This window comes from Caenibacillus caldisaponilyticus (assembly GCF_002003465.1).
Lineage (GTDB): Bacteria > Bacillota > Bacilli > Bacillales > Sporolactobacillaceae > Caenibacillus > Caenibacillus caldisaponilyticus.
Map to the genome: position 1 here is coordinate 1 of NZ_BDDQ01000027.1, position 23,697 is coordinate 23,697.

General features: G+C 55.1%; 22 protein-coding genes, 1 pseudogene and 1 riboswitch. Of the genes and pseudogenes, 3 read left to right on the plus strand and 20 right to left on the minus strand.

The annotated features are described in order from the left end of the window. Positions 1 to 291: pseudogene (locus CCB157_RS17615) on the plus strand (ISNCY family transposase); the annotation flags it as partial. A gap of 126 nt (positions 292 to 417) precedes the next feature. On the opposite strand, the gene CCB157_RS08370 reads toward CCB157_RS17615, so the two are convergent. From CCB157_RS08370 to CCB157_RS08405, 7 genes are all read right to left on the minus strand, one after another. Further along, a complete protein-coding gene (locus CCB157_RS08370) occupies positions 418 to 936 on the minus strand; it encodes a metallophosphoesterase family protein (RefSeq protein WP_077615461.1) in 519 nt (172 codons plus the stop codon). After that, positions 933 to 1,538, minus strand: coding sequence for an XTP/dITP diphosphatase (locus tag CCB157_RS08375; RefSeq protein WP_077615462.1), 606 nt, complete (start codon positions 1,536 to 1,538; stop codon positions 933 to 935). Before CCB157_RS08375 ends, CCB157_RS08370 begins: the two co-directional genes overlap by 4 nt. Positions 1,539 to 1,542: 4 nt before the next feature. Next, a complete protein-coding gene (gene rph, locus CCB157_RS08380) occupies positions 1,543 to 2,304 on the minus strand; it encodes a ribonuclease PH (protein WP_077615463.1) in 762 nt (253 codons plus the stop codon). Between the two features lie 496 nt (positions 2,305 to 2,800). Beyond that, positions 2,801 to 3,856 carry a GerMN domain-containing protein gene (locus CCB157_RS08385; RefSeq protein WP_077615464.1) on the minus strand — a complete coding sequence of 352 codons (1,056 nt, stop codon included), beginning with the start codon at positions 3,854 to 3,856 and terminating at the stop codon, positions 2,801 to 2,803. A gap of 191 nt (positions 3,857 to 4,047) precedes the next feature. Beyond that, on the minus strand, positions 4,048 to 4,839 hold the full coding sequence (gene racE / locus CCB157_RS08390; RefSeq protein ID WP_077615465.1) for a glutamate racemase: 792 nt from the start codon (positions 4,837 to 4,839) through the stop codon (positions 4,048 to 4,050). A 14-nt stretch (positions 4,840 to 4,853) separates the two neighbouring features. Next, positions 4,854 to 5,306: a MarR family winged helix-turn-helix transcriptional regulator gene (locus CCB157_RS08395; RefSeq protein WP_077615466.1), complete on the minus strand. Its 453-nt coding sequence runs from the start codon at positions 5,304 to 5,306 to the stop codon at positions 4,854 to 4,856. A gap of 364 nt (positions 5,307 to 5,670) precedes the next feature. Next, positions 5,671 to 5,895 carry a helix-turn-helix domain-containing protein gene (locus tag CCB157_RS08405; RefSeq protein ID WP_077615468.1) on the minus strand — a complete coding sequence of 75 codons (225 nt, stop codon included), beginning with the start codon at positions 5,893 to 5,895 and terminating at the stop codon, positions 5,671 to 5,673. A gap of 543 nt (positions 5,896 to 6,438) precedes the next feature. Between CCB157_RS08405 and CCB157_RS08410 the strand changes: the two genes are divergently transcribed. Then, entirely contained in the window at positions 6,439 to 6,636 is a 198-nt protein-coding gene (locus tag CCB157_RS08410; RefSeq protein ID WP_077615469.1) for a hypothetical protein, read from the plus strand. Here CCB157_RS08410 and sdhB read toward each other — a convergent pair. Genes sdhB through CCB157_RS08425 form a run of 3 tightly spaced genes read right to left on the minus strand, consistent with a single transcriptional unit; the run spans position 6,633 to position 9,796 of the window. Beyond that, positions 6,633 to 7,394 (minus strand): succinate dehydrogenase iron-sulfur subunit, encoded by a 762-nt coding sequence (gene sdhB, locus CCB157_RS08415; protein ID WP_077615470.1) that lies wholly within the window; start codon positions 7,392 to 7,394, stop codon positions 6,633 to 6,635. The two genes, CCB157_RS08410 and sdhB, sit on opposite strands and share 4 nt — an antisense overlap. A gap of 15 nt (positions 7,395 to 7,409) precedes the next feature. Beyond that, entirely contained in the window at positions 7,410 to 9,155 is a 1,746-nt protein-coding gene (gene sdhA, locus CCB157_RS08420; RefSeq protein WP_077615471.1) for a succinate dehydrogenase flavoprotein subunit, read from the minus strand. Positions 9,156 to 9,169: 14 nt separating this feature from the next. Next, complete coding sequence (locus CCB157_RS08425) at positions 9,170 to 9,796, minus strand: succinate dehydrogenase cytochrome b558 subunit (RefSeq protein WP_077615562.1); 627 nt, start codon at positions 9,794 to 9,796, stop codon at positions 9,170 to 9,172. 341 nt (positions 9,797 to 10,137) lie between these two features. Between CCB157_RS08425 and CCB157_RS08430 the strand changes: the two genes are divergently transcribed. Continuing rightward, entirely contained in the window at positions 10,138 to 10,599 is a 462-nt protein-coding gene (locus CCB157_RS08430) for a YslB family protein (protein WP_077615472.1), read from the plus strand. Between the two features lie 98 nt (positions 10,600 to 10,697). Here CCB157_RS08430 and CCB157_RS08435 read toward each other — a convergent pair whose 3' ends face one another. From CCB157_RS08435 to CCB157_RS08485, 10 genes are all read right to left on the minus strand, one after another. Continuing rightward, a complete protein-coding gene (locus tag CCB157_RS08435; protein ID WP_077615473.1) occupies positions 10,698 to 11,936 on the minus strand; it encodes an aspartate kinase in 1,239 nt (412 codons plus the stop codon). Positions 11,937 to 12,088: 152 nt separating this feature from the next. Continuing rightward, positions 12,089 to 12,309: riboswitch (Lysine riboswitch) on the minus strand. A 116-nt stretch (positions 12,310 to 12,425) separates the two neighbouring features. Next, the gene (gene uvrC, locus CCB157_RS08440) at positions 12,426 to 14,216 is read right to left on the minus strand and encodes an excinuclease ABC subunit UvrC (RefSeq protein ID WP_077615474.1); all 1,791 of its coding nucleotides are present in this window, start codon (positions 14,214 to 14,216) and stop codon (positions 12,426 to 12,428) included. 245 nt (positions 14,217 to 14,461) lie between these two features. Beyond that, positions 14,462 to 14,776 (minus strand): thioredoxin, encoded by a 315-nt coding sequence (trxA, locus tag CCB157_RS08445; RefSeq protein ID WP_077615475.1) that lies wholly within the window; start codon positions 14,774 to 14,776, stop codon positions 14,462 to 14,464. Positions 14,777 to 15,066: 290 nt separating this feature from the next. Further along, on the minus strand, positions 15,067 to 16,044 hold the full coding sequence (locus tag CCB157_RS08450; protein WP_077615476.1) for an electron transfer flavoprotein subunit alpha/FixB family protein: 978 nt from the start codon (positions 16,042 to 16,044) through the stop codon (positions 15,067 to 15,069). A 15-nt stretch (positions 16,045 to 16,059) separates the two neighbouring features. Continuing rightward, positions 16,060 to 16,830: an electron transfer flavoprotein subunit beta/FixA family protein gene (locus tag CCB157_RS08455; protein ID WP_077615477.1), complete on the minus strand. Its 771-nt coding sequence runs from the start codon at positions 16,828 to 16,830 to the stop codon at positions 16,060 to 16,062. Positions 16,831 to 16,909: 79 nt separating this feature from the next. Next, on the minus strand, positions 16,910 to 17,683 hold the full coding sequence (locus CCB157_RS08460; RefSeq protein WP_077615563.1) for an enoyl-CoA hydratase: 774 nt from the start codon (positions 17,681 to 17,683) through the stop codon (positions 16,910 to 16,912). Positions 17,684 to 17,873: 190 nt separating this feature from the next. Beyond that, the gene (fadR, locus tag CCB157_RS08465; RefSeq protein WP_077615564.1) at positions 17,874 to 18,461 is read right to left on the minus strand and encodes a fatty acid metabolism transcriptional regulator FadR; all 588 of its coding nucleotides are present in this window, start codon (positions 18,459 to 18,461) and stop codon (positions 17,874 to 17,876) included. Between the two features lie 248 nt (positions 18,462 to 18,709). Next, positions 18,710 to 20,395 carry an AMP-binding protein gene (locus CCB157_RS08475; RefSeq protein WP_077615479.1) on the minus strand — a complete coding sequence of 562 codons (1,686 nt, stop codon included), beginning with the start codon at positions 20,393 to 20,395 and terminating at the stop codon, positions 18,710 to 18,712. 253 nt (positions 20,396 to 20,648) lie between these two features. After that, positions 20,649 to 21,059, minus strand: coding sequence for a DUF350 domain-containing protein (locus tag CCB157_RS08480; RefSeq protein ID WP_077615480.1), 411 nt, complete (start codon positions 21,057 to 21,059; stop codon positions 20,649 to 20,651). Between the two features lie 233 nt (positions 21,060 to 21,292). Next, positions 21,293 to 23,659 (minus strand): endonuclease MutS2, encoded by a 2,367-nt coding sequence (locus tag CCB157_RS08485; protein WP_077615481.1) that lies wholly within the window; start codon positions 23,657 to 23,659, stop codon positions 21,293 to 21,295. Positions 23,660 to 23,697: the final 38 nt, after the last annotated feature.

A 23,697-nucleotide genomic window follows, 5' to 3' on the forward strand; every position in this document is an offset into this window, starting at 1 on the left:
CCTGGAGAAACCATCTCCTACCGAGGAAAAACGTACATCCTCGACGTCCCAAATTCCAGTCCAACCATTCCGGCCAAAACGCCGGTGGAAGTCCGAAAAACGCTGGATGGCAGACTGTTTGTCTGGTACAAAGGTAAGCCCTACCCCTTGATGGAAGCAACCCGGAACAAAGCGGCAAAAACTCCTGAAAAGAAAAAGGAGAGCTCAGAAAAGAAATCGTACAAGCCAGGACCTGATCATCCTTGGCGCAAATATAGGCCCACGAATTCAAAGGAACTGAAACCGGCTTGAATGAACTGAGGTCAAAGTAAATATATCAGTGACATATTCACTGACGCGTTAGTATGACATTTTCACTGACGCTTGACACCGTTCGATGAATCGGCGTCCCCCACGAGGCGAAACGCGCCGTGGGGGTTACAGCCGATACTCGGCGGATAAATCGAGGATCGGATCCCCGGCATCCGTGTAAAAGCGCACCGTCAGTCGGCGCTCGGGCTCCCGCCATTCGGCCAGGGCATAGGAGCGCGTGCGCCTTCCCCTCGGCAGCCGCAGGCTGCCCGGATTGATGAAAACCACATCCCCTTGCCGGGCCGAACCGGCGACGTGCGTATGCCCGAAGCAAACGATGCCGCATCCGGATTCTTCGGCTTTATAGTAAAGATTCATCAATCCGCCGTCGACTCGGTACAAATGGCCGTGAGTGATCAAAAGCTTTGCGCCGCCCAAGTCGTGAATCCGTTCGTTCGGGTACCCCGCGTCGAAGGCATCGCAATTTCCTTTCACCCCAATGAACGCGGCCATTTCCGGGGCGTCGGCGGCAAGTTCGGAATCGCCGCAATGAAAACAGACGTCCGCTTCATCGCGATGGCGGCGGACGACGTCCTTCAGTTCATCGGTCAATCCGTGGCTGTCGCTGACAATCAGGAATTTCACTCGCCATCCCTCGCGATCTCCGGCCAAACGGCCAACAGCTTTTCCATCGCTTTGGCGCGATGGCTGATTTGATTTTTTACTTGCGCGGGCATCTCGGCAAAGGTTATCCCTTTTTCCGGGACGTAAAAAACCGGATCGTATCCGAATCCACCCGTGCCGGACGGCGCTTCCGCAATGTAGCCCCGGCATTCGCCTTCCACGAAGCGGGTCGGCCGGCCCGGTCCGCTGACGGCGAGAACGCAGCAAAAACGCGCCGTTCGCCGTTCAAACGGAACGCCCTCCAATTCTTTCAGCAACTTCTCGATGTTTTTCCGGTCGTCTTTTTCAAGGCCGGCGTAACGCGCGGAGAAAACGCCCGGGCGACCGTCGAGGGCATCGACGGCGAGGCCGGAATCATCAGCGATGGCGAGCATTCCGTACGCCGAAGCAATCGCCTCCGCCTTCAAACGGGCATTTTCTTGAAACGTCTCTCCGGTTTCTTCCACATCCGGCGCGTCGGGAAAATCGAGGAGTGACCGGACCGTCACATCCAGCCCCGCGAACAATTTTTCAAATTCAGCGACTTTACCGGCGTTCTTTGACGCGATGATCACCTTCTTCACGCGCTCACCCCCGCTCTTCTGGCTCTCCCTCTTCTCCCGAGAGCTTTACCGTTCCGATCACTTGTTTCTGATAATCGATCAATTCGTTGATGCCTTTTTTCGCCAAAGCCAGCAACTCATGCAATTGCTCCTCGGTAAAGGTCGCTTCTTCTCCCGTGCCTTGCAGTTCCACGTATTGCCCCGAACCGGTCATGACGATGTTCATGTCGACGTCGGCCGTCGAGTCCTCTTCATAGCACAAATCCAAAATCGCTCCGTAATCGGGATGCAGACCGACGGAGATGGCGGCGAGGTACGATTTCACGGGCATCGTTTCGATCACGCCTTCTTCCATCGCTTTTTGGAAGGCGAGGACCATCGCGACGAAGGCTCCGGTGATCGAAGCCGTCCGCGTGCCGCCGTCCGCTTGGATGACGTCGCAATCCAGCCACACCGTTCGCTCGCCGATGGCTTCCAAATCCACAACCGATCGGAGGGCACGACCGATGAGACGCTGGATTTCCATCGTTCTTCCCGATACTTTTCCTTTGCTCGACTCCCTGATGTTGCGGGTGGGCGTCGCGCGCGGCAACATGGCGTATTCCGCCGTGATCCACCCTTTGCCTTGTCCTCTCATAAAAGGCGGTACCCGGTCTTCTATCGTCGCGTTGCAAATCACCTTCGTCTGACCAATGGTCATTAAAACCGAGCCTTCCGCATGTATCGTAAAATGTGGTTCAATATGTACAGCTCTCAACTCGTTGTTTTGGCGTCCATCGGGTCTCATGCCCAATCCTCCCAAAAGTGTTGTCGTTGCATGCCGGCGCTTCTACGTGCCTTGCGGTCGGACGCCTGGAACACCCGACATGTGGACGTCCCGTTTGCCGCACCGCGGTGCCGACACCTAGCGGATTTCAATATAAAAGAGGCAGCCGCACGCCACCTCTTAATAATATAACATACTTTACACAGCGATTCCTAAAAACCGGGAACGACCGAATTGGCGGGAGAGGACATTGCTTCTCATTTATGGCGGTCCCAGGCGCCTTCCCGCTGGTCGGGATCGGAAAGAACGGCCGTTCGGCTCCCCGGTCGCCCGTCCCACTCATCGCAACGCGCGGAACATTCGGATGAAGCGAGCTCATGAAGGGAGCGCAGTTTCCGTGCCTCGCGCGAACGCATTCACGCTATCCCGCATGCCTCTTCCGTTCGATCGTTCATATTCATGGACGCGTGGGTAATGCGCGTTTCGTTCAAAACCTTCGAGCGTCCGGTGCCTTCAATTAAATGCCGGTCTTATTGACGACGGGCCGGGAGACGGGTTCAGTTAAAGGTTTGCCCGATTCCAACGTCATGCGCGCATTCCCCTTGACTTCGATCGCGACCTTTTTAACGTCGGTCAGGCCCGTCAAGGTCAACGCGAGGCAATTGACCGCTTCATCGCTGACGATCTTTTTCTTTGCGTCTGTATAAAGCTGCTCGTTAAAATCGAGCGTGGCGACGCCGTTTTTGACAACCGGGCGGCTGACAAGCTCGACATCGGCATCAAAGGGGCTGGCGAGCGTCGGGTCGCTCGGATCGGTGTTAATGAGCGCATCCACCGCGGCGGTGAGCGGGTCATCCCCGCTTTTCACCCGTTTGGACACGGGCACGTAATAGGCTTCGCCGTCAGCATTTTCCGCCAAATAATAAACGACGACCGAGCGGCTGCCGGTGATGTCGACCACGTTGCCGAGGTCGGTGTTAATGCCGTCCGCCCGGCTCAAGCCTTCCTTCGGTATCGGCGTTTTCGCCTCCGGCATCTCAGCCAATTCCTTCCCCCCCACTTTGAACTTGACGCGCTTGATGTTATCAAATTGGGTCAATGTCCAGGTGACCGCTTGCAACATTTTTTCTTCGTCCTGGGCGCGATAATTCAAGAATTGTTTCGAGAAATCGGCGACCAAAGTGCCGTCGTCTTGAAGATTCAGTTTAAACGTCGTCCCGGCGGGCAGAACCGCTTGAAAACCGTCGGGTAAACTCGTGGATGCCGGCCCGTCTTTAACCAAATATTTCAATACTTCCTCCGCCGGCGTCTTGGCGTTCGGAAGATTCAAAGATTGGGGCGTGACGTGGCCGTTCTCGTCAAAAAGATACAACGTTCGCGTGACGGTGTCGGCCGCTTCGCCGGATTTGGCCGCCTTGTCGGAAGTGCTTTTCCCTTTATCCTTTTCGATTTCTATTTTATCCGGCTTCGGCGTCACCTTAGAGCCCGTATCCTTCCCGATTCCACACCCCGCTAAGGGCAAGATGAGAAGCACCGCGATCGCCAATGACGGGACGAGCATTCGCCTGCGCAAGGCTATCCCTCCTAACTGGTTTGTACTAATATGTATACGAGCTCTATCTCATTTTAGACCTCGGGGACCGATGCCGAGCCAAAGGGGATAAGATTTCGCGCAGAACGAATATTGCCTGGGAAACCCCTAAAAAAACAAAGCGCCCGAAAGGCCGTGTGCAACGGCTTTCGGGCGCTTTTCGCGAAAGAAAATCAGATTGTAATCATATTGACAAGCGGTCGGCGGACATGAAGCCATTGCGCAATAATCAAGCGCAGCACCTGCTCCGATCCGGTTGTGAAAAATTGATGTTCAGGCGCTTCGTCTTGGGACAACATGCCTCTGTCCGACAAAATGGCGCTGATTTCCCGCGCCGTTTCCTCACCGGAATCGATGAGTTGGATGCCGTCTCCCATCACTTCTTGGATGACCGGTTTGAGCAGCGGATAGTGGGTACAGCCCAAGATCAACGTATCGATCGATTGGCCTTTGAGGGGCGCCAAGGATTCGGCGACGACACGCCTTGCCTTGTCGCCTTCCCATATGCCCGACTCAACGAGCGGAGCCAACAACGGGCAAGCCAACGCGGAAACGCGAACATGCGGATTGATCGCCTTGAGCGCCCGGACGTACGCCCCGCTGTTGATTGTCCCGTTCGTCCCGATCACGCCGACATGCAGGTTTTTCGTCACTTTCAGAGCCGTGCGGGCGCCCGGTTGGACGACGCCAACGACCGGGATCGGAAGCGCGCGTTTGATCTCGTCAAACGCGATCGCCGTCGCGGTGTTGCAGGCAATGACAAGCATTTTGATGTCATGTTCCAACAAGCGGCGCGTCATGCGCCACGTGAATTCCCGCACCTCTTCCGGCGGCCTCGGGCCGTAGGGACAATGCGCCGTATCCCCTAAATAGATAATGCGCTCTTTCGGAAGCTGGCGGATGATTTCGCGCGCAACCGTCAGTCCGCCGACGCCGGAATCGATGACACCGATCGGTTGATTCAAACGATCGCCCCACTCTACAAATCTTTTTTTATCTCTTGATAAAGATGATCGAGACCCGCTTGAAACGCGCGAAGGTCCTCCGCGGACAAGCCTTCAAGCTTTTCCGCCAAAAAATCTTGCCGCTTCCGGATGACAGCCCGGATCAGCTCCGAACCTTTCGCTTGCAGATGGATGCGGACCAGCCGTTTATCCCGTTCGTCCTTTACCCTTTTGACCAATCCCTTTTCCTCAAGGCGATCGATCATGTCGGTCGTTGTGCTGAAGGGCATGTATACCCGCGCGGACAATTCGCCGATCGTGATCCCCTCTTCTTCGGCGATCCATTGCAGAGCAACGAACTGCGGCGGCGTGATGCCGACATCTTTAAGCAATTGTCGACCGGTTTCTTTGATCACCGATGCGACGACCCGCAACTCTTTTTCGATCGCGGCATAGGTTTCTTTTAGTGCGGTCTTTGATTCGTTCATGGCGTTGCCTCCCGAAAAACGTGGCAGAGCCGATGTCCGCATACCATGGCGAACAGCGGATGACTCGATCCGTACACATCATACCACATTTCCGGGTGAGGCGGCGGAAAATCTGTTGCCGGCCAGACGGAATCTTGCCGGATGAAATCCCGAAGGCCAAATCCCGCACCTTGGAAATCGCCCTTTTTTTATCAAGCGGACGGTTCGGTTGGCTTTCCCCCGCAAGCCGCCTGCCCCTTCCATTTTCGGCGCCGACAAAACAAGCGGGCGCCATACAACGCCCGCGGAATGGAAAATATGGGGATCGCCTGTTTGTCCAAAAAACATAAAGCCGGCTTTCTCATGTTGGAAAGCCGGTATACCTCTATAGCTCGAGTTCACCGAGCCTCAGCAACTCGACTACCGCCTGGGATCGCCCCTTAACGCCCAGTTTCTGCATGGTGTTGGAAATATGGTTTCGGACCGTCTTTTCGCTGATGAACAATTCTTTGGCTATCTCTCTTGTCGTTTTATCTTGCAGGAGCAGTTCAAAAACTTCGCGTTCCCTTTTTGTTAATAATGGCTTGGAACGATGGTAATTATCCTTCAACAATTCCCCCTCCTTGCTCAAGCAATAGAGCTGTGAGGAAGGTATTTAGTCAACATCATCATATGTGCTCGAAGGCGAACTGGTGACAAGCGAAAATCCCGAAATGATGCGCCTTTTTCGCAATGAACCCGCCGCGGAAAAGGAAGGCTGGGCCGCCGTCGTCCGCCGCCGCAAAAGTTAAGGAACGAAGGCAGAGCGATTCCGCAACGGTGCAGCGGGCACTGAGAAAACCTTCCGGCGGGAGCGAACAACGGGGCTTGCGCATTGCCGAAATCCTGCAGATGCCGCCCAAGCTCCTCGCATGTTGGGCAACCAAACAGAATTAGAGGCTTTTAATGAAAACGCCGGTTATATGAAGGAGGAACAGATGAGCCATATGATGAACGCCGCCAAAAGGACAACGGTATCCTTAAGAAAAAGATCGTATCCGCCAAAAAATAAACCGGATCCGAACAACAAAACCCAAACGAGGAACCCGCTCCAACGGATGTCGGCATGAAACGGACAAAATGGCTTAAAAAGTATGGGAGGGCGATGACTTCTATGATCGCCAAAACAAGGACCCATTTTTTATTCTGCTCACCCCCATTGCGCATCGCCTCCATCGCGGCTTACCAAGCTACACCGCTGTCCATGCGGCATTTCAAGCGAATGCGGGATAAATGGAATAAGCCCATCATGCATGTTTTTTTGCGCATAAAAAAAGAGGTTCCGCTTGGCGAAACCTCTTTTCCCTATTAATCGTAGTCGCTGCCGAAGAAGTTGCGGAACGATTGCAACGCCACTTCGCGGTTGAGCGCGGCGATCGACGTCGTGAGCGGAATGCCTTTCGGGCAGGATTGCACGCAGTTTTGCGAGTTGCCGCAGCCTTCGATGCCGCCGTCGCCCATGATCGCCTCAAGCCGTTCTTTTTTGTTCATGGCGCCGGTCGGATGAGCGTTGAACAGGCGCACTTGGGAGAGCGGCGCCGGGCCGATGAAATCGGATTTGCTGTTGACGTTCGGGCAAGCTTCCAAGCAAACGCCGCACGTCATGCACTTCGAGAGTTCATAAGCCCATTGCCGTTTCGATTCCGGCATGCGCGGTCCCGGGCCGAGATCGTAGGTGCCGTCGATCGGAATCCACGCTTTGACGCGTTTGAGCGCTTCGAACATGCGGCTGCGGTCGACCGCCAAATCGCGGATGACCGGGAAGGTGCGCATCGGTTCAAGGCGGATTGGCTGTTCCAGCTTGTCGATCAAAGCGGTGCACGCTTGCCGCGGTTTTCCGTTAATCACCATCGAACACGCGCCGCAAACTTCTTCCAAACAGTTCATTTCCCATTGCGGGGGCGACGTTTTTTCTCCTTTCGCATTAACGGGGTTGCGACGGATTTCCATCAACGCCGAAATGACGTTCATGTTCGGGCGATAGGGAATTTCAAATTCTTCTTCATAAGGGGTGGCGTTCGGTCCGTCTTGCCTCGTAATGATCAAGCGCACAGTTTTTTGTTCTGCCATTGGATTTCCCCCCTATTATTTTGAGTAATCTCTTTTCCGCGGCTTGATGTACGAAATGTCGACATCTTCATACTCAAAGTCCGGCCCGTTCTTTTCAGGATTGAATTTCGCCTTCGTCGTCTTAAGCCACTCTTCGTCGTTGCGTTCCGGAAATTCCGGTTTGTAGTGGGCGCCGCGGCTTTCGTTGCGGTAGTAGGCGCCGAGCGTAATGACGCGGGCGAGCTGCAGCATGTTCCACAGTTGACGGGTGAACGATGCGCCGCTGTTCGACCATTTGGACGTGTCGTTGATGTTGATGTTTTTCCAGCGCTCCATGAGCTCTTGAATTTTTTCATCTGTTTTCAGCAAGCGATCGTTGTAGCGGACGACGGTGACGTTATCGGTCATCCATTCGCCGAGCTCTTTGTGGAGGACGTAGGCGTTTTCCGTGCCGTCCATCGCCAAAATATTATCGAATTTTTCTTGTTCCTTGTTTTTGTATTGTTCGAACAATCGCGAGGACAAATCTTCCGCATGCTTATCGAGACCGCGAATGTATTCGACCGCGCTCGGGCCCGCGACCATGCCGCCGAAAATGGACGACAAGAGCGAGTTGGCGCCGAGACGGTTGGCCCCGTGGTATTGATAATCGGCTTCACCGCAGGCAAACAACCCTTTAATGTTCGTCATTTGGTTGTAGTCGACCCAAATGCCGCCCATCGAGTAATGCACAGCAGGGAAGATGCGCATCGGGACTTTCCGCGGATCTTCGCCGACGAATTTTTCGTAAATTTCAAGGATGCCGCCGAGTTTGACGTCAAGTTCGTGCGGATCTTTGTGCGTCAAATCGAGATAAACCATGTTTTCGCCATTGATGCCCAGCTTCAGATCCACGCAAACGTGGAAAATTTCCCGAGTCGCGATGTCGCGCGGGACGAGGTTGCCGTAAGCCGGATATTTCTCTTCAAGGAAATACCAAGGTTTGCCGTCTTTATATGTCCAAATCCGTCCGCCTTCGCCGCGCGCCGATTCGCTCATGAGACGAAGCTTGTCGTCGCCGGGGATGGCCGTCGGATGGATTTGGATGAATTCGCCGTTTGCATAATAGACGCCTTGTTGGTAAACGGCGGAAGCCGCCGATCCCGTGTTGATCATCGAGTTCGTCGATTTTCCAAAGATGATGCCGCAACCTCCGGTGGCGAGAATGACCGCATCGGCCGGGAAAGCCCGGATTTCCATCGAATGCAGGTTTTGCGCCACAATGCCGCGGCAGACTTGTTCATCGTCGATCACGGCCGACAAGAATTCCCAATATTCATATTTCGTGACGAGGCCGTTCACTTCCCAACGGCGCACTTGTTCATCGAGCGCATAAAGCAATTGTTGTCCGGTCGTCGCGCCGGCATACGCGGTGCGATGATGCTTCGTCCCGCCGAAACGACGGAAATCGAGCAATCCTTCCGGCGTGCGGTTGAACATGACGCCCATGCGATCCATCAAGTGGATGATGCTCGGAGCAGCCTCGCACATCGCTTTGACCGGGGGCTGGTTCGCCAAGAAGTCGCCGCCGTAAATGGTGTCATCAAAGTGTTGCCAAGGAGAGTCACCTTCGCCTTTCGTATTGACGGCGCCGTTGATGCCGCCTTGGGCGCAGACGGAATGAGAACGCTTAACCGGCACGACGGAAAAAAGGTCGACGTGCACGCCAGCCTCAGCCGCTTTAATCGTCGCCATCAAGCCGGCCAAACCGCCACCGACGACAATGATTTTTTCTTTGCTCATATGTGCCACACTCCTTACATCATCGCGTATTCAGGACTAACAAACGCCAATACGGCCCGGATGCCGACGATCGCGAGCAGTATGAAGACGATCGCGGTAAAATAAGTCGTCACGCGTTGGGCGCGGGGCGACACGATGATTCCCCAGTGAACGAGGAACGACCACAGACCGTTTGAAAAATGGAAAACCGCGCACACAACACCGACGAGATAAAAGCCGAGCATGAAGGGATTGGACAAAATGTGGGCCATCATGTCATAATTGAGCGCTTGACCCCTCAGCATTTGAATGCGCGTTTGCCACACATGCCACGCGATAAAAACGACGAGAAACAGTCCCGTCCAACGCTGCAAGAAAAACAACCAGTTCCGCAAATAGCCGTAGCGGTTGACGTTCGTCTTTGCTTGAAAAGCGATGTAAATTCCGTAAACGGCGTGGAAAAGGAGCGGCAAGTAAATAAAAACGATTTCCAAGAAAGGCAAAAAGGGCAAGCTTTCCATAAAGTCGGCCGCATGGTTAAACGATTCCGCGCCTCTGGTCGCAAAATAGTTGACGGTGAAGTGAATGATCAGAAAGATGCCGACCGGAAACAAGCCCAGAAACGAATGGAGCCTTCGATTGACAAAATCCCTCTTGGCCATGTACAAATTCCCCCTTTGACGACGTGTGATAGTCCGGTTGGATGGGTTGCGGCGCACGATCGGCAGGGCGGGCGCTTGAATAAAAAAGACGGCAAAGGAAGCCTTGGCCGTCTTGGACGCCGCCTCATCTGATAGGCCCATCAAGGGCTTTTCAATTCGAAAATTGTCGATCCGCACCGTTCAAGCCGCCAAAAATGTGTGCATTTTGTGACCAAATCCATTTTACTCCCATCGCCATACCCCGTCAAGAAAATGAAGGCGCATCCATTCCTTTATCTTTCAGTAGTGGAAGGGAATGAATATCGATATAATAATACTTGTGAAAGGGAGTGGGTCCTGCGATGAAGAAAGAACTGCCCAAAATAGAGATATACAGCGGGCAGGAAGTGCCTGCCTTTGGCTTTGAATTGATGAAATCGGTTTTGTTGCCCGAACTTTTGGGCGATGACGCCGGCGCCATCCTTTATTGGTCGGGGAGAAAGCTCGCCCGCCTTTACCCGTTCGACGCGATTGAGGATGTCGTTTTATTTTTTGAAAAAGCCGCGTGGGGAACGTTGATTCTTGTCGATGAATCGCGCGGCAAGCTTAAGTTTGAATTGAGCTCCGATCTCATCACCGCCCGGCTCCATGACGATCCCGACGCCGTCTTTACTTTGGAAGCCGGTTTTCTCGCGGAACAAATTCAACGCATCAAAGGCTACAGCGCGGAAGCTTATACGGAAGTGAAACACGGCCGGCAAAAAAAAATCGAGTTCATCGTCAAATGGGACGTGCGTGAACCGATCGAAACCGTGGCTTATTAATTTCGGGGGGTGACAACCCCCCGTTTATTATGTTTATCGCTTTCTTCGCTGGCCAAAGAAGGTTGCTTCGCAGCGCGCTTATTAAAGATGAATCATTCTCAGCGCTTTAGAGCGGTGTAAGCCGGATCCTCCAGCCTAAACGTCGCATGCAGCGCGGTCAGCGCTTCCTCCATCCGGTCGAGCGGAATCACGGTCGACACCTTGATCTCGGACGTGCTCACCATTTTGATCAAGATACTGCGGTCCGTCAGCGCTTTGAACATCGCGGCGGCCACCCCTGGATTGGAAGCCATGCCCGAACCGATGATCGACACTTTCGCCAATCCGGTTTCAATATCCAGCAAGCGAAAGTCCAACTTTTTCTGCTGCGAACGGAGCACGGCAGCGGCCTCATCGAGATCCTTGCCGGCCAAAGTGAACGACACGGTCGTCTCCGCTTCGCTTAAAACATTTTGAACAATAATATCCACGTTAATGCGGGCTTGCGCCAGCACTTCAAACACTTCGGTCAGCTTCGACAACCGATTGGGCAGACCGATGACGCTGATGCGGGCCACATCCCGCTCAAAAGCCAAACCCGTGACACTGTTGTTCTTTTCCAAAACGGTTTCCTCCTTGATGACGGTTCCCGGTGAATCGTTGAAGCTCGAGCGGACGACGAGCGGAACGCCGTATTTCTTGGCGTTTTCCACGGCGCGCGGATGCAGCACGCCCGCCCCGAGATAGGCCATTTCCAACATTTCGTCATAGCTGATTTCATCGATTTTGCGCGCCGCCGGGACGACGCGGGGATCGGTCGTAAACACGCCGTCGACGTCTGTATAAATTTCACAGAGTTCGGCGTTCAATGCCGCCGCCAGCGCAACGGCCGTCGTATCCGAGCCGCCCCGCCCCAGCGTCGTGATGTCATCGCGATCACTGATGCCTTGGAATCCGGCGACCACAACGATTTCGCCGCGACGAAGATGTTCATGAAGGCGCTCCGTATGAATCGATTGAATGCGGGCGTTGCCGAAGACGCTGTCGGTTCGAATCCCCGCCTGCCATCCCGTGAGCGATACCGCGGCATAGCCGAGGTCGTTCAACGTCATGGTCAACAGGGCGATCGCCTGTTGTTCGCCGGTGGAAAGCAACAGATCAAGTTCCCGCTTGTTCGGGCGCTTCGCCGTTTGCTCGGCGAGCCTCACGAGTTCGTCGGTCGTCTTTCCCATCGCCGAGACGACGACAACAACTTGATCTCCCGCGTCAAAGCGGTCGGCAATGCGGCGGGCGACGCGTTTCATCCGCTCGAGGGAGCCGACCGATGTCCCCCCGAATTTCATCACTCGAATGCCCAATGTCCTCCACTCCGTCTCTTTTTTTTTTTTTCGGGAAAGCCTCCATCGGCCATGCGAACGGCCGCGCCCGGTGCCGATCCGTCCGATCCGGTTCACGGGCGAAAAAGAAAAAACGGCGAGCTATGCCACATCGCCGTTTCCCTTTCGCTTCGATGATGGATAGCTCTCCACACGCCCGTCCCCGGCGGCCATTCCGTCAGGCCGACAAGAGGGCAAACGACGTGTGACAGACCCGGCCTTGTTCAGGAACGGATCCAGCTTGCGGCCGAACGGGCGGCGCGCAAACTTCGGCGAATCCCCCTTTCAACGCCGGTCGTTGAATCCCGTCCTTCTCGCGGCGTTTACTGATGGTCTTCGCGCCTCTATCACAAGGTTATGAAATTACGTGGTATTATAGCAAAAGCCGCACGCGCTGACAAGCCCCGCAACCGGAAAAGCGGCCGGCCGGACGGGCAGAAACGGCGGCACAAAGGGATTCCGCTCAATCGTTTACGCTTCCCCCGGTTCGCCGCCATTGAGCCGTTCATGCACGTTTTCGGCGACCGTCCGCGGCAAGCCGGCGGCGACCAAGGCCTCGACCGGCGCTTCCGCCACCTTTTTCACCGATCCGAACGCGCGCAGCAGCATCTTCTTGCGCTTCGGACCGATGCCCTCGATGTCGTCCAGGACGGATTTGGACAGGGCCTTGTCCCGGATTTGCCGATGGAATGTGACCGCAAACCGGTGGACTTCATCCTGAATCCGCTGCAGCAAATAAAACTCCTGGCTGTTGCGGGCGAGCGGAACGGCCTCGGGCGGATCGCCGATGACGAGCTGCGATGTCCGGTGTTTGTCGTCTTTGACGAGCCCGGCCACCGGAATGGTCAACCCCAGCTCGTTTTCCAAAACGTCGACGGCAGCGCGCAGCTGCCCTTTACCTCCGTCGATCAAAATGAGATCCGGGAGGGGCTGATCTTCTTTTAACAGCCGGCTGTAGCGCCGGCGGACGACCTCGCGCATCGTCGCCACGTCATCGGCGCCTTCGACGGTTTTGATGCGATATTTTCGATAAGCCTTTTTGTTCGGGCGGCCGTCCTCAAAGACGACGAGCGCCGAGACCGGGTGGACGCCCTGGATGTTGGAGTTGTCAAAGGCTTCAATGACGCGCGGCGTCGGAATGTTCAGCTTTTTCCCGAGGTTTTCCACTGCCTTGATGGTGCGCGCCTCGTCGCGTTCGATCAAAGCGAACTTTTCCTTCAGCGCCAAGCGGGCGTTTTTGCCGGCCATGTCGATGAGCTCTTTTTTGCGGCCGCGCACCGGTTGGACGACCTCAATATCGAGCAGCTTCGCCGCCAAATCCTTGTCGATCTGTTTCGGGATCAAGATTTCTTTCGGTTTTAAATGGTTCGGCTGCATGTAAAACTGCCCGATAAAGGTGAGAAAATCTTCTTCCGGCTCCCGGTAAAAAGGAAAGAACGAAACGTCGCGCTCAATGAGCTTGCCCTGGCGCAAAAAGAACACTTGAACGCACATCCAGCCCTTGTCGTAAGCATAATTGAACACATCCCGGTCCACCGCGTCGTTGAACATCACTTTTTGCTTTTCCATGACCGTCTCAATATGGCGGATTTGATCGCGCAATTCTTTGGCCCGTTCAAAGTTGAGCGCTTCGGCCGCTTCCATCATCTGGCGTTCCAAATCCTTTTTGATCTCTTTATGGCCCCCGTTCAAAAACTTGACGATGCCGTCGACCATTTCTTTGTACGTTTCTGCCGAGATGTCATGGATGCAAGGGGCAAGGCATTGCCCGATGTGATAATAAAGGCAGACCCGATCCGGAAGCGTCCGGCATTTCCGCAACGGATAGAGCCGGTCGAGCAGTTTTTTCGTTTCCTGCGCGGCGGTGACGTTCGGATACGGACCGAAATAACGCCCGGAGTTTTTCTTCACCTTGCGCGTGATGATGAGGCGCGGATGGCGCTCATTCGTCAATTTGATGTACGGATAACTTTTGTCATCCTTCAGCATGACGTTGTATTTCGGGTCATGCTCTTTGATCAAATTCATCTCCAATATGAGCGCTTCGATTTCCGATGATGTCACGATATATTCAAAATCGGCGATGTCGTTGACCAACCTTTGCGTTTTCGCATCATGACTGCCGGAAAAGTAGGAGCGGACGCGGTTTTTTAAGTTCTTCGCTTTGCCGACGTATATGATTTGTCCCCGATCGTTTTTCATGAGGTAACAGCCCGGCTGATCCGGCAGCGTCGCCAATTTTTCTTTAATCAATGATTCCATGTTAATCTTCCTCTTTCCGGAGAAAGATATTTTTTCAACTGATCTGTTCGTCGCTATATAGTGTAACACAAGCCGGAGTGTCTGTTGTATCCTTCCGACTTCAGGCGGGGAAAACGGAAGCGATCGACTTTCCGCCGATGAACGAGGGCATCGGGGATTCGCGGAATGCGGCGGGACCCCGCGCTCGGCCGGGGTTCCTTTATGTAAAAGAAATAAACCTGAAGCCATGCGGCTCCAGGTCATTTTTAGAGATGTTCATTCAAAAATTCGACCAAGGCTTCCTTCGGCTTGTAGCCGATCGAGGTGCCGACGGGTTCGCCGTCTTTGAAGAGGATGAGCGTCGGGATGCTCATGACGCCGTATTTCCCGGCGGTCGCTTGATTTTCGTCCACGTTCAGCTTGACGATTTTGACCTTATCGCCCATCTCCGCGTCGATTTCTTCAAGAACCGGCGCAACCATACGGCACGGGCCGCACCAAGGCGCCCAAAAATCGACCAGCACCAAACCAGTCGACGTTTTTTCGCTGAAATCTTTGTCCGTCACTTGTTCAATCGCCATGGCTCTGCCTCCTTGCTGGTGTTTTACGAAGCAGGTTAGCTTCCCTTGCAGTATAACACCTCAAACCATATCGTGCCAAAGAATAAAGCTTGGCCGTACACCCCGTGCTTCGTGCGGGTCAACAAGCGGAAGAAGGCGAAAAAACGCGGGGCGTCCCGCAAAATGCAAGGACTTTCCCGCGCAGCTTTGACAGTCTTTTTCCGCGAGCCCAATACTCTGGTTCCCCATAAGGCGCGCCGCAGCCTGCAAACCGCGGAGGCGCCCTTTCTCATCCCTTGTAAGGAGAACGTTTACGCTTCCTGCAACACTTCCTTAAAATATTTCGTCAACAGCGGGACGATTTCAAACAAATCGCCGACGATGCCGTAATCGGCCACATTGAAAATATTGGCATCGGGATCCTTGTTGATCGCGACGATGACCTTGGAATTGGACATGCCGGCGAGATGCTGAATCGCTCCTGAAATGCCGCAAGCGATGTAGAGGTCTGGGGTGACGACTTTACCGGTCTGGCCGATTTGCAACGAATAATCGCAGTAGCCGGCATCGCAGGCGCCGCGCGACGCACCGACCGCGCCGCCGAGCACATCGGCCAGTTCCTTCAGCGGTTTGAAGCCGTCGGCGCTCTTCACCCCGCGGCCGCCGGAGACGATGACTTTGGCCTCGGTCAAGTCGACGCCGCCGGTCGATTTTTTCACGACCTGTTTGACGACCGTGCGCAATCCGCTGATCGGCACGTCGAGCCGGTCGACGGTTGTCGGCCTCGTTTCATCTTTTTCCAACGCCGGTATGTTGTTTGGACGGATCGTGATGAAAATCAAGCCCTCTTTTACGCGTTTTTTCTCGAACGCTTTGCCCGAATAAATCGGGCGGATGAACAAGGGATCGCCGTTCCCCGTCTCGATGGCCGTCACGTCGGAGACGAGCGCGCTGTCCAGCCGGGCGGCGAGGCCCGCCGAAAGGTCTTTGCCGACGGCGGTGTGCCCCATGACGATGGCTTCCGGTGCTTCCGTTTCAATGACGCGTTGCCAGGCCTGTTTGTATCCGTCGGGCGTGTAATATTTCAACGCTTCGTTTTCGACGACCACGACGCGATCGGCACCGTAGTGACCGAGAGCGTCCGCGAAGCCCGCGACATCGTCGCCGCAAAGCACCGCGACGACTTCTCCCCCGTCGGCGATTTGACGGCCGGCGGCGATCGCCTCAAAAGACACGTGCCGCAATTGTCCGTCCCGCGTTTCTGCCAACACCAAGGTTTTCCTTGCCATGTTTCATTCTCCTCCTCAGATCACTTTCGCTTCGTTTCTCAACAAGCGGACGAGTTCGCGCGCCTGGGTGTCGGGATCGCCTTCCAAAATACGGCCGGCGCCTTTTTCCGGCGGCAGGAAGACTTCGACCGTCTCGGTCCGACCGCTGACGTCGTCCTCATCGAGATCCAGATCGTCGAGTTCAAGCACTTCAAGGGGTTTTTTCTTCGCCTTCATAATTCCCGGCAAGGACGGGTAGCGCGGCTCGTTCAACCCTTGTTGCGCCGTGACCAACAGGGGCAAGGACGCTTCGATGATTTCGATGTCGCCTTCGGCGTCGCGCTCAAGCGTCGCCTTGTCGCCGTCGATCTCGATCTTCACGATCGTGGACACGTGGGGAATGCCGAGCTTTTCGGCGAGGCGCGGGCCGATCTGACCCGTGCCGTTGTCGTTGGACACATTGCCGCCCAAAATGACGTCGAACTCTTTGTCTTTAAAGTAAGCGGCCAAAATTTCCGCCGTTGACCATTGGTCCCCGTCCTCAACGTCTTCATTGTTGATCAACACTGCGCGGTCGCAGCCCATCGCCAGCGCGGTCCGCAATTCTTTCTCCGCGTCTTCGGCGCCGACGGTAACGACCGTCACTTCGCCGCCGTGGGCATCGCGCAGCCGGATCGCTTCTTCAATGGCGAATTCGTCGTAAGGATTGATGATGAAATTGACGCCGTCATCCGAGATGCAGCCGTTTTCGATCACGATTTTTTCTTCGGTATCAAACGTCCGCTTCATCAAGACATAAATGTTCATATTGCGCCCTCCTTTTAAATTGTTAAACCCTCGTCCCTAAGCATCCCATCGGCTGCCGGCTCCGCCGCCGGCGGAAAACCTAATGATCCAAAAAGTTCGGCTTGCGCTTTTCGATGAAGGCGCGAATGCCTTCCTCGGCATCCCGGGAGCGAAAAACCTTGCCGAAATTTTCCGCTTCTTTGGCCATTCCCGCTTCGTAAGCGCTGCTGCGGGCGTAGGCCAAACACTCGAACAGCGCACGAACGGAAACGGCGCTTTTTTCGACGATCTTTGCCGCCAAATTCAACGCTTCTTCTAAAGCGCGGCCTTCGGCGGCCACGCGGTTGGCCAGGCCGAATTGATAAGCCTCCTGCGCCGAAATCGGCTCGCTCGTCAACATCATCTCGGCCGCCCGCGCCACGCCGACGATTCTCGGCAATCTCTGGGTGCCGGCAAATCCGGGAATCAATCCCAATTGCAATTCGGGCAATCCGAGCTTTGCCCCTTCTTCAACAATGCGGATGTGGCAAGCCATTGCCAATTCCAATCCGCCGCCAAGGGCCGCTCCGTGAATCGCGGCGATGACCGGCTTTTTCATGGATTCGATGCGGTTGAAGAGCGCCTGCCCCTTTTTCGCCAGAGCGGAAAAATCGGCCGAATCGCCGGATTCGGCGAATTCCTTAATGTCGGCTCCCGCCGAGAAAAACCGGCCGTCCCCATGGATGACGACGGCTTTGACGCGCTCGTCGCCTTCCACTTCATCCAAGCGAGCGGACAACGCCTCGAGGACTTCGGACGACAAGGCGTTCGCCGGCGGACGATTCAACGTCAAAATCGCGATTCGATCTTTGATCGATAATTGCACGGCGGACAACGCCACCACCTCCCGATAAAAACGCTTACAAATTTTATCAAATAAGGAATGATGCGGGTATTGTCCCGCCACTCCTCATTGAACGCGTTTGTCGCAATCCTCCACACTTAAGAGGAGTGATCCAGATCGGCAAAACAACGGCGCGGCGGGCGAACCTCACCCACCGGGCAGCGGCTTGCCGGCTCGTTCGCTACGCATGAGCCGAAAGCCCATTGATCAACAATTCCGTGACCGGCTTGGCGAGGGCGACGAGGTCATATTTGTGATCGTTCATCACCCAGTTCGTCACCGTCTCGTCCAGTGTGCCAAAGATCATCTGCCGCGCCAATCGCGTATCGATCGAAGCGCGGAAGACGCCGTCCCGTTTGCCCTGTTCGACGATTTGATCGATGACGGCCAAGTAGCCTTTTAAGCTTTCATTGATCTTAAGGCGAAGATTTTTGTTCGTCTGCCGCAGTTCAAGCTGCGTGACAATCGCCATGTTTTTGTCGAGGGCGAGCTGGCTGAAATGGACGTTGACCATCGTTTCCAATTTTTCAAAAATCGTCGGTTTGTCACGGATTTCATCCTGAATCTTCTCGATGAATTGCCCCATTTTTTCCCTGAAAAGGGAGATGAGGATGTCTTCTTTATTTTTAAAATAAAGATAAATGGTGCCATCGGCGACGCCCGCTTTCTTTGCGATCTTCGACACCTGGGCCCGGTGAAAGCCGTGTTCGGCGATCACGTCGACGGCGGCGTCGATGATTCTTCGATACTTCGGGCGCTCTTTCATCAGCATGTTCAGTCGTCGATCTCCTTTTTCTCTCAAAATAGTGAATGATCATTCATTCATAACTTTATTATAAAATTCGCCCTCCTTTTTGGTCAACAGGGGCTCCGCGAAACTGCGGTAGCAAAAACGCAGAAGAAACCCGTTGAAACAGCCCGCCCGCACCGGGGATTGGCGATCCAAAAAGAACGGCAAGCCGATCTCTCCATCGGCGCCAAACCGTCCCCTGAAAAAGAGCCGAGAAGCGGCTCTCATCAAGAGGATTGTTTTTTCATCTCCTCTTCGATGAGAACGCGCTTCAACACTTTTCCGACGATCGTCTTCGGAAGCTCGTCTCTGAACTCGTAAAGCTTCGGCACCTTATAAGCCGCCAAATATTTTCGGCAGTGGGCGTCCAGCGCTTTTTCGTCGAGCGTCCGGCCGGGTTTCGGAACGACGTACGCCTTGACAGTCTCGCCGCGATAGGCGTCCGGCACGCCGATGACCGCCGCTTCCAAGACATCGGGATGTTCGAACAGCACTTCCTCGACTTCGCGCGGATAAACATTGTAACCGCTTGCAATAATGACGTCTTTTTTTCGGTCTACAATGTAAAAATAACCGCGTTCATCCATGTACGCCATGTCGCCGGTCAACAGCCAACCGTCTTTTAATACCGAGGCCGTCTCTTCCGGCCGCCGCCAATACCCCTTCATCACCTGCGGGCCCTTGACGGCCAGTTCGCCGATTTCGTTCACCGGGAGCTCCTCGCCGGTTTCCGGCGACACGATTTTCGCGTCGGTGTCGGGGAAAGGAATGCCGATGCTGCCGGGCACGCGCTCGCCCCAGATCAAGTTGCAATGGGTGACGGGGGACGACTCCGACAACCCGTACCCTTCCACGAGCTTTCCTCCGGTCAAACGCTCGAAAGTCTGTTGAACCTCAACCGGAAGCGGCGCCGATCCGCTGATGCACGTTTCGATGGACGACAGATCGTACTTATGGATGTCCGGATGATTGATCAAGGCGATGTACATCGTCGGCGCGCCCGGGAATAGTGTGGGGCGCTGCTTTTCGATCGTTTTCAGCGTTTCTTCGACATTGAAACGCGGCAGGATGATCAATTTCGCGACGTGCATAATGCCGAGATTCATGACGACCGTCATCCCGTACACGTGGAAGAACGGCAAAACCCCGAGAATCGCTTCCTGCCCATAGCGGTTGCGGTACATCCATTTTCTCGCTTGCTCCGTGTTGGCGATGAGATTGCGGTGGGTGAGCATCACCCCTTTGGCCACCCCGGTCGTCCCGCCGGTATATTGCAACAAGGCCAAATCTTCCTCCGGATCGACCGGAACCGGAGCGAAGTCCGTCGTTCCCGTGCGGATGAGGTCGGTGAAAAGATAGACGCGATCAAGTCCTTTGAATTCTCTCTTTTTCGGTATCTTTGTTTTGGAAACGATGGGGAACAAAAGGTTCTTCGGAAACGGCAAATAATCCTGCACGCCCGTCACGATGATCGTTTCCAGCTCCGTGTTCGCCTTCACGCGGCTGACGCGCGGATAAAGCTGGTCGAGACAAACGATCATTTTCGCCCCGGAATCCCGCAACTGGTGCTCGAGTTCCCGCTCGGTGTACAGGGGATTGGTCTGCACCGCGATGCCGCCCGCCATCAAAACCGCATAGTAGGAGATGACGGACTGCGGGCTGTTCGGCAACATAATCGCCACCCGATCCCCTTTTTTCAATCCGAGGCGCGCGAGCTGTCCGGCCAGGCGGATCGTTTCATCCAGGAGTTGGTCATAGGTCAACTCTTTACCCAAAAAATGAATGGCGATCTTATTCGGGAATTTTTCCGCGGCTTCCAACAAGTAGTCGTATAACGGGCGGTTCGGATACTCGTTGACGGGCGCTATTTCTTCGGGGTAAAGCGAAAGCCATCTTTTCGCTCCCGTTTCCATGGCGAATCCTCCTTGTGCCCCGCACCGTTCCGCCTCACGCATTTGCAATTCCTATTATAATGTAAACCTTTACAAATAGGTAGTCTTTTTTTTCAGTTCGGAAAATTGCTCCGCTGTGATTACTGGGCGATCAAATAGATGACGCCGGCCACCGCGAAAATCGCGCAGCAAACCAACAATATTTTTGCCAGGGTTTCCACGTTCCATCACTCCCCGCAAGGCCAGACGGACCCGACGCCATGGGCCCGTTGTTTTAAACATTTAAACTCACGCCGATGACATAGGACAAACCGATGGAAATCGCCATGGAAATAAAACCGACGGCGGCGTTCCCCTTTTCGATTTCCTCGTCCACTTTAAACGTCGGCGTCAGAAATTCAAAAATGAAGTAGCCGACGAGCAGCAAAATGAAGCCGAAAACGCCCTGTACAATGGTGGCAAAGATCGGTTCGCCGCTTTCGGTCGCAAAACGAAAGATATTGGCGATGCCCAAAATCTTCCCCCCGGTCGCGAGCGCAACGGCCAAGTTGCCGTTCTTAATTTCTTGCCAGTTTCGGTATTTCGTGAGCAGCTCAAACACCGCAAGAAAAACGACGGTCGACAATACAACGACGCTGTAAATAGCGACGGTTTGGACATAGTTGTTTTCTCCGAAAACTGCCAACGCGCGTCACCCCATAACCGTAAAAAAATAGCGGTCGGACGGGCGGAATTGGGCATACATGCCGGCGGCGAAGGAAGCCGGGCCGCAGCCCGCACCGACGGCAGGGCGGCCGGCCTTCGCCATCCGCTTGTTAAACCGGCGTCCCCGCATCCATTTGCCAACGGCGCGGCACCGCCGGCTGCGGCCGCGCCGCTCCGGAGTCCGGCGGCTTTCGTTTCGCCTTCCCCGAAGGCTTACTTTAATTCGACGATCGTGACGCCGCTGTCCCCTTCTCCGAAAGCGCCGAGCCGGATGCTTTTTACGTGCGGATGGTGTTTCAGTTTTTCATGGACGCCTTTGCGAAGCGCACCGGTGCCTTTGCCGTGGATGATGGATACCCGGGAATAACCGGCCAACAACGCCTCGTCAATGAATTTTTCGACCCGGATCATCGCGTCTTCCAATCGTTCGCCCCTGAGATCGAGTTCCGTCTTGGTCGGCGCCGTGGAAGCCGAACGGACGCTGACGACCGGTTTCTCATCCCGTTCGCTTCTCACCGGTTTTAAGTCGGCGGCGTCGATATTCATTTTCATGATGCCGATTTGGACGAGATACTCCCGATCGTTGATCTTCTCGATGACATGGCCGTTTTGCCCGAAGCGGACGACTTTGACTTCCTGCCCCGGCGCAAATTCCGCGACCGCTTCTTTTTTATACGGCTTAGGTTTCTTCGCGGTTTCGCCCGCGAGCGCCTGCATCGCCTGTTCCATTCTCGCTTTGGCGTCAATCAATTCGTGTTCCTTGACCGATTCGGCCGCTTCTTCCTTACGGCTCCGCAATTCGGCGATGATCGCCTGCGCCTCGCGTTCAGCTTTTTCCAATTTCAGCCGGGTTGCGCGCACGGCCTCTTGCAGCCGTTTTTCCTTTTCCCGTTCGAACCGTTCTTTTTCCCGGGCAAGCGCTTGTTTTAACCGCTCCATCTCCTCGCGGTAGGCGGCCGCTTCGCGCTCATGCCTTTCCGCTTCCTTCCGGCTTTTCTCAAGGGAAGCGATCATCTGATCGATCTTTGCCGAATCTCTGCCGATCAGCGCTTTCGCTTCACGGATGATGGCTTCCGGAAGCCCAAGGCGTTGGGAGATTTCAAACGCGTTGCTCCGACCGGGAATGCCCATCAGCAACCGGTAGGTCGGCGCGAGGGTGGCCACGTCGAACTCGACGCTGGCGTTTTCCACTTCCGGTCGTTCGTATGCGTACGCTTTCAGCTCGCTATAATGGGTCGTGGCGATCACATGGGCGCCGCGGCGGATGCAATCGTCCAAAATGGCGATGGACAAGGCCGCCCCTTCCTGCGGGTCCGTGCCGGCGCCGAGTTCATCGAACAGCGCTAGGCTGCGCGCGTTGATGTTCTTCAAGATCGAAACGATGTTGGTCATGTGTGAGGAAAACGTGCTCAAGCTTTGTTCGATCGATTGCTCGTCGCCGATGTCGGCAAAGACGCGCTCATACACGTTGATGACGGACCCTTCATCGGCCGGAATATGCAGCCCGGATTGGGCCATGAGGGTCAGCAGCCCGACCGTTTTGAGCGTGACGGTTTTGCCACCGGTATTCGGCCCGGTAATGATGATGGCTCGCGTCTCATTGCCGAGCCCGATGTCGATCGGCACGACTTTTTCCGCCGGTATCAAAGGATGGCGCGCTTTCTTCAGATTGAAAAAGCCGTCGTCCCGCAACGCGGGTTTTGCGGCTTTCAGCGTACGGGCGTATTTCGCCTTGGCAAAAATGAAGTCTATGCGGGCGAGCCGCTCGACGTCCTGGGCGATCTCAGCGGCGACCTCTCCGACACGGCCGGACAGCTCCGCCAATATCCGTTCGATTTCGTGTTTTTCATTGGCGCGCGCTTGGGCGAGCTGGTTGCTCAGTTCCACGACGGCCTGCGGTTCGATAAACAGCGTCGCACCGGAAGCGGATTGATCGTGGACGATGCCGTTAAAGGCATGGCGGTATTCCTGCTTGACCGGGACGACATAGCGGTCGCCGCGAATCGTGACGAGCGCTTCGCTCAGCATTTTTTGCGTGCTGCTTGAGCGGATGATGCTCTCCAACTTGTCTTTAATCCGCGCATCCAAGCTGCGGATTTGGGCGCGGATGGATCTGAGCGCTTCGCTGGCCTCGTCGAGCACGATCCCTTGGTCGTCGATCGCCGCTGCAATGGCTTTTTCAAGTTCCGCTTTCGGTTCAAGCGCCCGCGCGGCGGCTGTCAAATGCGGGATGTGGAGGCCGCGTTCTTCGGCGGTGTCGAGAAGAAAAGCTTTCAGGATCCGGCTGCCCCTGATAAAGCCGGCAATGGCGACGAGCTCCTTTGCCGAGAGCGTCCCGCCGATCCTCGCCCGCTGCAGCGGCGCCCGGATGTCCGAAATGCCGCCGAAGGGCAGGTGGCCGCGGACGCGCAAAACGGCAGCGCCTTCATCCGTTTCGTCGATTTGAGCTTGGACTTCGCGGAGCGTCTTTTTCGGTTCGAGCCGGAGAGCCTGCTCCCGGCCGAGGGACGTCGCCGCGTGGTCGGCAAGCTGCTGCTTGATTTTATCAAATTCCAACAATGACATCGCGCGTTCAAACAATCCGCATTCCTCCCCGCGGGATGTGGCGTGTCAGGAAT

Coding starts and splice junctions, on each gene's coding strand:
- CCB157_RS08475 (WP_077615479.1), bottom strand. CDS start 20,395: ATGGAAACGGGAGCGAAAAGATGGCTTTCGCTTTACCCCGAAGAAATA.
- uvrC (WP_077615474.1), bottom strand. CDS start 14,216: ATGGAATCATTGATTAAAGAAAAATTGGCGACGCTGCCGGATCAGCCG.
- rph (WP_077615463.1), bottom strand. CDS start 2,304: ATGAGACCCGATGGACGCCAAAACAACGAGTTGAGAGCTGTACATATT.
- CCB157_RS08430 (WP_077615472.1), top strand. CDS start 10,138: ATGAAGAAAGAACTGCCCAAAATAGAGATATACAGCGGGCAGGAAGTG.
- sdhB (WP_077615470.1), bottom strand. CDS start 7,394: ATGGCAGAACAAAAAACTGTGCGCTTGATCATTACGAGGCAAGACGGA.
- CCB157_RS08410 (WP_077615469.1), top strand. CDS start 6,439: ATGATCGCCAAAACAAGGACCCATTTTTTATTCTGCTCACCCCCATTG.
- CCB157_RS08425 (WP_077615562.1), bottom strand. CDS start 9,796: ATGGCCAAGAGGGATTTTGTCAATCGAAGGCTCCATTCGTTTCTGGGC.
- CCB157_RS08450 (WP_077615476.1), bottom strand. CDS start 16,044: ATGGCAAGGAAAACCTTGGTGTTGGCAGAAACGCGGGACGGACAATTG.
- CCB157_RS08455 (WP_077615477.1), bottom strand. CDS start 16,830: ATGAACATTTATGTCTTGATGAAGCGGACGTTTGATACCGAAGAAAAA.
- trxA (WP_077615475.1), bottom strand. CDS start 14,776: ATGGCGATTGAACAAGTGACGGACAAAGATTTCAGCGAAAAAACGTCG.
- sdhA (WP_077615471.1), bottom strand. CDS start 9,155: ATGAGCAAAGAAAAAATCATTGTCGTCGGTGGCGGTTTGGCCGGCTTG.
- CCB157_RS08395 (WP_077615466.1), bottom strand. CDS start 5,306: ATGAACGAATCAAAGACCGCACTAAAAGAAACCTATGCCGCGATCGAA.